Source organism: Hyphomonas sp. UBA3601 (assembly GCF_002375605.1).
Classification (GTDB): Bacteria; Pseudomonadota; Alphaproteobacteria; order Caulobacterales; family Hyphomonadaceae; genus Hyphomonas.
On sequence record NZ_DFME01000022.1, the window covers coordinates 6298 to 15847 of the forward strand.

Annotated in this window: 11 protein-coding genes and 1 pseudogene; 11 read left to right on the forward strand and 1 reads right to left on the reverse strand. The window is 59.3% G+C overall.

Going from position 1 to position 9550, the window contains the following annotated elements; all coding sequences use genetic code 11:
* The first annotated feature begins 113 nt into the window (after positions 1-113).
* The 3 genes from fdxA (at position 114) to B4F73_RS01905 (ending at position 1769) form a co-directional block, all read left to right on the forward strand.
* A complete protein-coding gene (fdxA, locus tag B4F73_RS01895) occupies positions 114-458 on the forward strand; it encodes a ferredoxin FdxA (RefSeq protein ID WP_034814766.1) in 345 nt (114 codons plus the stop codon).
* Between the two features lie 245 nt (positions 459-703).
* Entirely contained in the window at positions 704-1225 is a 522-nt protein-coding gene (locus tag B4F73_RS01900) for a CarD family transcriptional regulator (RefSeq protein ID WP_034814768.1), read from the forward strand.
* Positions 1226-1499: 274 nt separating this feature from the next.
* Positions 1500-1769, forward strand: coding sequence for a hypothetical protein (locus tag B4F73_RS01905; protein ID WP_034814770.1), 270 nt, complete (start codon positions 1500-1502; stop codon positions 1767-1769).
* Between the two features lie 55 nt (positions 1770-1824).
* Here the strand turns inward: B4F73_RS01905 and B4F73_RS01910 are convergent, their stop codons facing one another.
* Positions 1825-3396: a long-chain-fatty-acid--CoA ligase gene (locus B4F73_RS01910; protein ID WP_206991553.1), complete on the reverse strand. Its 1572-nt coding sequence runs from the start codon at positions 3394-3396 to the stop codon at positions 1825-1827.
* Between the two features lie 157 nt (positions 3397-3553).
* Here B4F73_RS01910 and B4F73_RS01915 point away from each other — a divergent pair, with 157 nt between their 5' ends.
* From B4F73_RS01915 to B4F73_RS01950, 8 genes and pseudogenes are all read left to right on the forward strand, one after another.
* The gene (locus tag B4F73_RS01915) at positions 3554-4840 is read left to right on the forward strand and encodes a glutamate-5-semialdehyde dehydrogenase (RefSeq protein WP_206991552.1); all 1287 of its coding nucleotides are present in this window, start codon (positions 3554-3556) and stop codon (positions 4838-4840) included.
* Entirely contained in the window at positions 4837-5436 is a 600-nt protein-coding gene (locus tag B4F73_RS01920; protein WP_290482382.1) for a nicotinate-nucleotide adenylyltransferase, read from the forward strand. The genes B4F73_RS01915 and B4F73_RS01920 overlap by 4 nt, the downstream gene beginning before the upstream one ends.
* The gene (locus B4F73_RS01925; protein WP_206991550.1) at positions 5433-6185 is read left to right on the forward strand and encodes a HesA/MoeB/ThiF family protein; all 753 of its coding nucleotides are present in this window, start codon (positions 5433-5435) and stop codon (positions 6183-6185) included. The genes B4F73_RS01920 and B4F73_RS01925 overlap by 4 nt, the downstream gene beginning before the upstream one ends.
* 65 nt (positions 6186-6250) lie before the next feature.
* Entirely contained in the window at positions 6251-7252 is a 1002-nt protein-coding gene (locus B4F73_RS01930; protein ID WP_290482383.1) for an alpha/beta fold hydrolase, read from the forward strand.
* 57 nt (positions 7253-7309) lie between these two features.
* On the forward strand, positions 7310-7864 hold the full coding sequence (locus tag B4F73_RS01935) for a lipocalin family protein (RefSeq protein WP_206991548.1): 555 nt from the start codon (positions 7310-7312) through the stop codon (positions 7862-7864).
* Positions 7865-7895: 31 nt separating this feature from the next.
* A complete protein-coding gene (locus tag B4F73_RS01940; protein WP_206991547.1) occupies positions 7896-8354 on the forward strand; it encodes a YbgC/FadM family acyl-CoA thioesterase in 459 nt (152 codons plus the stop codon).
* Positions 8355-8359: 5 nt separating this feature from the next.
* Positions 8360-8986: an outer membrane beta-barrel protein gene (locus B4F73_RS01945; protein WP_290482384.1), complete on the forward strand. Its 627-nt coding sequence runs from the start codon at positions 8360-8362 to the stop codon at positions 8984-8986.
* A gap of 193 nt (positions 8987-9179) precedes the next feature.
* Positions 9180-9550 (forward strand): annotated as a pseudogene (locus B4F73_RS01950) (protein TolQ); the annotation flags it as partial.

The following is a 9550-nucleotide window of genomic DNA, read 5'->3' on the forward strand; positions in this document are numbered from 1 at the left end:
GGAAAAGCGGATCGCCGACGCTTCCTGAAGACTCCTGTCAGAACACCTCATTGACATGAGCGCCTGCGCGCGCCATTTCGCCGGTGCACAAACCCCAGAAGGCCCTCCTGCCCATGACCTATATTGTCGTTGATGCCTGTATCCGCTGCAAATACATGGATTGCGTCGAGGTTTGCCCTGTCGACTGCTTCTATGAAGGCGAGAACATGCTGGTCATCCACCCGGATGAGTGCATCGATTGCGGTGTGTGCGAGCCGGAATGCCCTGTGGAGGCCATCAAGCCCGATACCGAGGATGACCCGGACGCCAAATGGCTGAAGCTGAATACCGAGTATGCGCAGACCTGGCCAAATATCACCCGGATGAAGGAACCGCCGGCAGACCGGGAAGAATTTGCGCAAGAAACCGGTAAGCTGGAGAAATATTTCAGCCCCAAACCGGGTGAAGGCGACGCCTGAATCGGGTCGTCCGAACCCTGATTTTGCTGGGTTTCTCAATAAACGTTAACAAAATCAGCGACCTTGGGAACTTTACTCTTGGTTAGCATCTGGGCGTGTCTGTTGAAAAAGCTGCACATTTATGCTATCGTTCAGACTTGAGTAATAACTGAAAAGATCCGGAAACTTCAACTCAGACCGTCAAATGCGTCGGACTGGGGGGGATTTTGTCGGCTCTAAATGCGTAGAAAAGGGCGATATCCAACATGGCTAAAAAAGCATCTGCGGAACTGGCGTTTGAAGTGGGTCAAAGCGTCGTTTACCCCGCACACGGGGTGGGCAAGATCACGAGCGTTGAGAAGCAGACTGTGGCCGGCATGGACCTGGAGGTCTATGTGGTGTCCTTTGATCAGGACAAAATGATCCTTCGCGTCCCAACCAATCGCGCCGAAGCCTCTGGCATGCGCGCACTGGCGGGTTCCAAGCTGGTCGAAGATGCGCTGAAGACCCTGGGTGGTCGTGCGCGCATCAAGCGGACCATGTGGTCGCGCCGGGCTCAGGAATATGAAGCGAAGATCAATTCCGGTGACCTGATCTCTATTGCGGAAGTCGTTCGCGACCTGCACCGTGGCGAAGATCAGCCGGAACAGTCCTATTCCGAGCGCCAGCTTTATGAGAGCGCCCTGGACCGTATGGCTCGTGAACTCGCCGCCGTCGAGAATATCGAGAAGGGCGACGCCATGGAAAAACTCGCAGAATCTCTCGCAAAGAAGAAAGTGGCTGCTTAAGCCTCCAACTCCTTTCGATCATGCAGAACCCCCGTACGGCCGCCTCGCCGTGCGGGGGTTTTTCATGTCCGAAGTCCTCAAATTGCATCAAAAATGAACAACCGGACCCGGAATATTAAAATAGCCGGGGTTTGGGCAGGTTCCTGTTAACCATACGGCAAAGGAGAGAAGGCACTCTTTGCCTGTCGTCGGAATGCTCTGGTGACGGATGGATGTCTTGGCTGACATGCCCGAAACAGGGTGGCGGCGAAGGCAGGGTGACAGGAGAAACAAGATGCCCTTTTCGGATATTGAAATACAGCCAGGTGGCCTGTTGGGCGCCGACGCGAATGCAGATGAGTTCTATCAGGCCGGCCTCGCTTGTGCCGCTGGTGTCGGATCGGAGATGGATCTGATCTCTGCGCACAAATGGTTCAACCTCGCTGTGTCCAAGGGACATGAAGAGGCCCGCGTGCAGCGGCAGGAAATGGCTGATATGCTGAGCTCGGAAGAAGTCAAAGTGGCGCTGTCTTCAGCCCGCGACTGGCTGAGCCTCGCCAACTAGTCCAATATGATTGATAGCGGACGGCATGGGGGACGCCATGCCATCCGCCTTCTGATCAGCTGATGCGACGCGCCTGGTCCTTCCAGTAAGTTTCGCGCAAATCCTTGCGCAAGACTTTGCCGGACGGATTACGGGGCAGCACCTCAATGAACTCTACCGTCTTTGGGCATTTATAGCCGGCAATGCGTTCGCGCGCCCAAGCGATTATGCTGTCCTGAGTCGGCGCTTCGCCCGGCTTGACGACGATGATGGCCTTGACGGCCTCGCCCCATTTTTCGTCGGGCACGCCAATAACTGCCACGTCCGCCACGCCAGGGTGGCCAAAGATCGCATTCTCGACTTCGGCGGGATAAATGTTCTCGCCGCCGGACACGATCATGTCCTTTACGCGGTCGTGGATATAGAGAAATCCGTCTTCGTCGAAATAGCCCGCGTCTCCTGTCCGGAAGAACCCGGACGCGTCGACCGATTCCTTTGTGGCATCCGGGCGGTTCCAGTATCCTTTCATGACGAAGGCGGACTTGATGGCGATCTCGCCAACTTCGCCGGTGGGGACGGGATTCCCTTCTGCGTCGAGGCATCGCACGATTGTGGCCGGATAGGGCACGCCGCATGAGCGCAGCTTTCCCCAGGCCGGGTCATGGGCTTCAGGCGGCAAATAGGTTCCGCAGCCGCCCGTCTCGGTCAGTCCGTAGAGCTGGGTGAAACGCGCACCCATGATGTCCTGCGCATCAAGCAGCAAACTCTCGGCAATCGGAGAGGCGCCATAGAAAACCTGCTTCAGGCTCGACCAGTTGATGTCGCGCACATTCGGTATCTGGGTCAGCATCAGGATGACTGCGGGGACCCAGAACGCATGGGCGATCTTGTGCTCGGGGATTAGTTTCAAGATTGCTGCCGGATCGATTTCACGCAGCACGACAGCTTTGGCACCTTGTGCGGCCGTCAGGATACCGATGTTTACGCCCGCCACATGGAAGAGGGGCATCGCGTTCATGACCGCGTCGCCGACATCATAGCTCGCCCATTCCAGCATGCCGGCCTGCTCGAAGATGGCGCGGTAGTTGCCATTGGTCAGCTGCACGCCCTTGGGCATGCCGGTAGTGCCGGATGTATAGAGCTGGATGACATCATCGTCGTCGCGCGTCGTGAGGCCCGGTGGATCGGTCAGCTGGCTGTCGCGCCATGCCGAGTAGGCTTTCCAATCCTCCCGATCGCCATCAATCGCGATGATATGTTCAAGGTCTGGCAATTCGGCGCGGATCTGGTCAATCAGGCCGTAGAAATCCTTGCCGACGAACAGGACTTTCACCCGCGCATCCGACAGGATGAATTTCACTTCGGGTGCGGCGAGTCGGGTGTTGACGGCGGTCATCGTTGCGCGGGCCTTGGCGGCGCCGAACAGCATCTCGTAATAGACAGCCATGTTCTTGGCGAGATAGCCGACCCGGTCATCCGGTTTCACGCCCAGGCCGATGAGGCCGTTGGCAATCTGGGTGGAACGTGTCTCCAGTTCGGCGAAGCTGGTTGTCTCGCCTTCGAACCAGAAAGCCTCCTCATCCGGGCGGATGCTGGCCTGGACGCGCGGGATATCGGCTAGATGAGGCATTGCCTCTACATCGATCATGGGTTCCTCCGGTGAAATTCTTGTTTCTTTCAAGCTATTCTAGGGCAAAATCCCGAAGAGTCAGCCCGTCCCCACCTGCAATCACTATTGGGATAGCTGAAGTAGGCGACGTTTAGCCGTCTTGCGGTCGGCCCGGCTTTCCGGCACATCCCATGACATGACTGATACGATGATAGCCGACACCGTAGACCTCGCTGAAACCATGCTCGACATGGGCCGCCGCGCCCGTGCCGCGTCTCGCAAGCTGGGCCAGATGACGCCCGCTGACCGAACACGCGGTTTGCAGGCGGTCGCGGCCGCGATTCGTGCGTCTGCCTCCAAAGTCCTGGCGGCCAATGCGCAGGATATGGACGCTGCCGAAGCCAAGGGGCTCGACGCGGCCATGCTGGACCGGCTGGCCCTGGATGCCGCGCGCCTTGAAGGGATTGCCTCCAGTGTGGAAGCCGTGGCCGGCTTGCCCGACCCCATTGGCAAGGAACTCGCCCGGTGGGAGCGGCCGAATGGGCTGGACATTGCGCGCATCGCCGTGCCGCTGGGCGTGATCGGCATCATCTATGAGAGCCGCCCGAATGTCACCGCCGATGCCGGCGCGCTCTGTCTGCGCTCGGGCAACGCGGCGATCCTGCGCTGCGGGTCTGAAAGCACGCACTCGTCCCGCGCAATCATCGACGCCATGCGCGGCGCGCTGAAGGCCGAAGGATTACCGGAAGACGCGGTGCAACTGGTCATGACCACCGACCGCGCCGCAGTAGGCCACATGCTGGCCGGCCTCGAAGGCAATGTGGACGTGATCGTCCCGCGCGGTGGGCGCAGCCTGGTCGAGCGCGTGCAAAAGGATGCGCGCGTTCCCGTGATCGGTCATCTCGAAGGGCTTTGCCATGTCATCGTCGACAAGGCTGCTGATCCCGAGAAGGCAGTTTCCATTGTCGTGAATGCCAAGATGCGCCGGACAGGAATCTGTGGCTCGGCGGAAACGCTCCTGGTCGATGCGGCTGTGGCGGACGATCTATTGCCGAAGATCGCGGCCGGCCTGTTGGAAGCGGGCTGTGAATTGCGCGGAGATGACCGCGCCCGCGCCATCGTGCCAAAGATGATCGAAGCCACCGAGGCCGACTGGTCCACCGAATATCTTGCGCCGATCCTGGCCGTTGCGGTTGTCGATGATCTGAGCGCAGCGCTGGCACATATTGGCTCCTGGTCGTCCGGTCACACAGAATGTATCATCACTGAAGACTCTGATGCAGCAGACCGCTTCTTTGCGACGGTCGACAGCGCGATTTTGCTGCACAATGCCTCTACCCAATTTGCGGATGGCGGCGAGTTCGGCATGGGCGCCGAGATTGGTATCGCCACGGGTCGCATCCATGCGCGCGGACCCGTGGGGGCAGAACAGCTGACGACGTACAAATACATTGTGCGAGGAACCGGGCAGGTTCGTCCTTGAGCCGAGCAATTTTACCGGGACCATCGGCTGGCCTCCGCATCGGCCTGTTCGGCGGCAGTTTCAATCCGGCCCATTCCGGCCATTTCCATGTGGCATCCACAGCCATGAAACGGCTACAGCTAGATTGGGTCTGGTGGATCGTGGCGCGCGGGAATCCCCTGAAGACCGGACACGGAGATTTTTCGGGCCGCTTCCGGTCAGCCGAGGCGGTCGCAGACCATCCACGAATGCGGGTGACAGATATCGAGACGCGGCTCGGCCTGACTTATTCCTATCGTACCTTGTCGACGCTGACAGCGGCAGCGCCCGCTGCGAAATTCGTCTGGTTGATGGGCGCTGACAATATGGTCAATTTCCATCTCTGGGGCGCGTGGCAGGGGATTGCGCAGATGATGCCGATCGCCATCGTGGCGCGTCCGGGGATTGGGCCGGGTGCTCGCAACTCACCGTTCGCCCGTCGCTTTGCCAGTAGTCGTGTCCCGGTTTCAGCTGCCGCCTCGCTGCCGGATCGTGATCCGCCTGCATGGGTCTACCTGCCTGCGCCGCTGGACCCGATCTCCTCGACCGCTATTCGCCAGAAGAAAGCAGGACAATGAGCCTCAGCCCGGAAGACCTCGCCCGGCACAAGCGCCACATCATGCTGAAGGAAATAGGCGGACCCGGCGTCCAGAAGCTGCGCGCGGCGTCGATATCCATTGTCGGGGCAGGGGCGCTCGGCGGGCCATGCGCAATGTTCCTGGCGGCTGCAGGCATCGGGCAGATCGAAATCTGGGATGATGATGTCATTGAGCGGTCGAATCTGCAGCGACAAATCCAGTTTGGAGAACGCGACCTCGGCAAGGCCAAGGTGGATATCCTGGCTGAGCGCCTGGCGACGGATCATCCCGGGACAAGGATCAGCACGCGTCGAAAGAAATGGTCGCCTTCCGACCCGCTGTCCGGCAGCATTCTGGTCGATGCGACGGACAATTTCCCGACCCGCTACGCCCTCAACGCAGCGGCCCACCTGAGCGAACGCTTGTTGGTGCACGGCGCAGCCGCAGGGTGGACCGGGCAAGCCAGCGTGTTTGCGTCCGGCTGCCGGGACGGCGCGCCATGCTATCGCTGCTGGGTGCCCGAAACGCCGCCGAATGCGGCGGCTTGCGATGAAGTTGGCGTGGTCGGGCCCGTGACCGGAATGGTTTCAACGCTCATGGCGCTTGAAGTCGTGAAGCTGGTCACAGGCGCCGGAGAACCGATGATTGGAAGCCTTATTCTGATCGATGGTTTGATGGCCGACGTCAGGAAAGTCCGGTTGCGGCGCGATGCAACCTGTAGTGTTTGTGGCACTGAGCGTGCGATTTGACTTGGCGCCGTCAGGGGGGCTTAGTGCCGATCACCTGATTTGAAACTGCGGGAGCCGGGAACAAGATGAAACGATTGCTAGTCGTGCTGGTGACGGTTGCGATCATTCTCACGGCGGGCTGGTTGATGCTGCGCCGTCCGGACATTTCCTACAACACATTGGAGTCGGTCTACTCGAAATCGAACAGCCGGTACCTGAAATCCGGTAGTCAGATCGAGCTGCATTTTACCGATACCGGTCCGCGCGACGCGCCAATACTTGTGCTTGTGCATGGCTATTCTGCCTCTCTGAACACCTGGGACGCATGGGTGCGCAATCTGCGTAAGGATTACCGGGTCATCCGGTTGGACCTGCCGGGCCATGGCCTGTCGCGCTGCGTCGACAATGATGAGATCGGCATCGAGCAATTCATTGCCAGCATCGACCGCGTGACGCATTCACTGGACGTCGACCAGTTCACCCTCGTCGGCAGTTCCATGGGCGGGCACACCGCCTGGGCCTATGCACTCGCTCATCCGGAAAGGCTGGATGGTTTGGTCCTGGTGGATGCGGCCGGTTGGCTCAGTGCGCCGGGCGAGGACGACAAGGACCCGGTGATCTTCAAATTGCTGCGCAATGGGTTTGCCCGCAATGTGATGAAGGATCTCGACATGTCAGCCTTGATCCGGTCGGGGCTGGAAAACAGCTTTGCGGATCCTGAACTGGTAACGGATGAAATGGTGGAGCGGTATTCGGCCATGTCTCGTGCGCCGTGCCATCGCGAGGCGCTGCTCAAGATCATGAGCGGCACGACACTGCGGGTGCCTGCGTCCAAGGAGAGGCTGAGCGCAATCGCCGTGCCGACGCTGATCCTGCATGGGGATACTGACAATCTGATTCCCGTGGCACATGCGGAAAAGTTTGCCGATGCCATCCCGGGGTCGAAGCTCATCATCTATCCCGAGACCGGACATATCCCGCAGGAGGAGCAGCCTGTTGCCTCGGTAGAAGACTTCCGTGCGTTTCTTGCCGCCATTTATTCCGAAGAAACCGCAGAGCCCGAGGCGGTTGAGCCAAACGGCGAATAGGTCTCCGGGAAACCAGTCGGCAGGTTCATGCGTAGAAGGGGCATAGGAGAACCCCATATGCGCCTCGCCCTTTCCGCCATTGCCGCCGCCCTGCTTGCGGCCTGTACCAGCCAACCCGATTATCGCGCCAGCGATTCAACGCCGCCGACCGTGCCATCTGTCGATCTCGATCGGTATGCTGGCCTCTGGTACGAAATTGCCCGCTATCCGAATGGGTTTGAACGCAATTGCACAGGTGTGACGGCTGAGTATGGCCTGAACTCCGATGGCACCGTGTCGGTGACCAATACGTGTTTCAAGGGATCGCTCGACGGAGAGAAAACGGTGGCTGAAGGCAAGGCCCGCATCGTGGAGGGGTCTGGCAACAGCAAGCTGAAAGTGAAGTTTGCGCCCGCATGGGTTCCGTTTGCAGAGGGCGACTATTGGGTGCTGGCTCTGGAGCCGGATTATTCAGCCGCCCTCGTCGGCAGTCCGGACGGCAAGTATCTGTGGATCCTCTCGCGCACGGCGCAGCTTGATGGGAAAACCCTGGAGCGTCTGAAGACGCGTGCCGAAGAGCTTGGATACGAAACGGCTCCGCTCGAAATGACCCTGCAATCGGAACAGGGGTGACGATTCTCGCGAGCTTTGGTAGGCGAACCCAATGAGCCTTCCCAATCTTGATGCCAACAATTTCGATGCCGAGCGCCAGCACTGGATCACCGTGCGGGTCTATTATGAAGACACCGACTTCACCGGCATGGTCTATCACGCCAATTATCTCCGCTTCTTTGAGCGGGGTCGATCAGACCATCTGCGCGACGCTGGCGTTTCCCATCAATCCCTGCTGGAGCGGGAAGACCCGGCGGCTTTCACGCTGACGCGGGTTGAAGTTGACTATCGCAAGGCGGCGCGGGTAGACGACCTGCTGCATATCCGGACGCGCTATATCGGCACCGACGGACCCCGCATCCTTTTTTCCCAGACCTGTTTCAGGGGAGAGGAAATCATTGCAGAGGGTGAGATCACAGCTGTCATGATCCACGCCGATGGCCGCCCGCGCCGTCCGATCCGCGAATTGGTGAAGCAACTGGAAGCATATCGCTGGGAGGGCGAGTCTTGAAATTGATGCACTTGGCGCTGTGGGGCGCGTGCCTGAGCTATCCCGCGGTTGCGCAGGCAGAAGCAGACTTTGACGCAGAGCGCGGCTTCTATGTTGCTGTGCGCGGATACGGGTCGATCGGGGATCAGAACAATCTGATTTTCGATGACAGCCGCGAGATCGCCGGGGCCCTGGGCTACCGGGTCAACCACTCAGTTCGTCTGGAGGCCGAATACGGATTCCGCTGGGCCAATATCGCGGGACTGAACGGTGCGAGCACGGCAAGTGGCGATTTCACAAGTCGCTCGATCGGGGTTCATGCCTTCTATGATTTCCGGGAAGGCAAGCGGCTGCGCCCATTCCTGGGCGCGGGCGGCGGGGCAGGGGTGCTCGATTTCAACTTCTCTGGTCCCGCGGACATTAATCCGGATTTCATCGTGGTCGGCAAGGACACCAATTCCAGTGCCTACTGGAATCTGTTTGCTGGCGCGACCTATCATCTGTCGGACAATTTCCGTTTGTCGCTGGGCAGTGAATACGTCTCGTATTCGGATCAGGCCGTCGCGTCGAACCTAGGCGGAATTGATGGCATCAACCGCGCCTACAACTTCTATGTCGGCACGCGATGGTTCCTGCCCGACCTGACCAATTGATCGCAGGTCTGGTGCCAAATATCGGCCGATTGCCCACGTTTCGTTAAGAAAACACCCTTAGCCGTTAACTGTGCTGCGGAAACTGGCCATCCTGCCGTGTTTCTGCCGAATTTGGTGTGGATGAAGGGGTGTGCCGGTCCCGTTTGGGATGCGGCTGATCACCCATGACGCGTAGATAGGAGCTTTAGCCCCCATGGAATCAGAAGCGATAGGCACTGCCGCGAGTCATGCCGACTTCTCGCTCTTCAGCCTCATTATGGCGGCTGACCCAATTGTTAAGCTGGTGCTCCTGTTCCTGCTGCTGGCATCTATCTGGTCCTGGATGGTGATTGGCGAAAAGCTTTTCTCGCTGGGCGCTGTACGCAAGAAATCACGCCAGTTCGAAGAAGCCTTCTGGAGCGGACGCACCGAGGATTTCGACATGCGACCCGGTCAGGCAACCAATGACGCTGCCAGCCGCGTGTTTGCAGCGGCTGCGCGCGAATGGTCTGACGCCAAGCGTTTGCAATCTGGTTCCGGCGAGGCGGCGGCCCTTGTCAGCCGCGCCGAGCGATCAATGCGCGC

Coding starts and splice junctions, on each gene's coding strand:
- fdxA (WP_034814766.1), top strand. CDS start 114: ATGACCTATATTGTCGTTGATGCCTGTATCCGCTGCAAATACATGGAT.
- B4F73_RS01900 (WP_034814768.1), top strand. CDS start 704: ATGGCTAAAAAAGCATCTGCGGAACTGGCGTTTGAAGTGGGTCAAAGC.
- B4F73_RS01905 (WP_034814770.1), top strand. CDS start 1,500: ATGCCCTTTTCGGATATTGAAATACAGCCAGGTGGCCTGTTGGGCGCC.
- B4F73_RS01910 (WP_206991553.1), bottom strand. CDS start 3,396: ATGATCGATGTAGAGGCAATGCCTCATCTAGCCGATATCCCGCGCGTC.
- B4F73_RS01915 (WP_206991552.1), top strand. CDS start 3,554: ATGACTGATACGATGATAGCCGACACCGTAGACCTCGCTGAAACCATG.
- B4F73_RS01925 (WP_206991550.1), top strand. CDS start 5,433: ATGAGCCTCAGCCCGGAAGACCTCGCCCGGCACAAGCGCCACATCATG.
- B4F73_RS01930 (WP_290482383.1), top strand. CDS start 6,251: ATGAAACGATTGCTAGTCGTGCTGGTGACGGTTGCGATCATTCTCACG.
- B4F73_RS01935 (WP_206991548.1), top strand. CDS start 7,310: ATGCGCCTCGCCCTTTCCGCCATTGCCGCCGCCCTGCTTGCGGCCTGT.
- B4F73_RS01940 (WP_206991547.1), top strand. CDS start 7,896: ATGAGCCTTCCCAATCTTGATGCCAACAATTTCGATGCCGAGCGCCAG.
- B4F73_RS01945 (WP_290482384.1), top strand. CDS start 8,360: ATGCACTTGGCGCTGTGGGGCGCGTGCCTGAGCTATCCCGCGGTTGCG.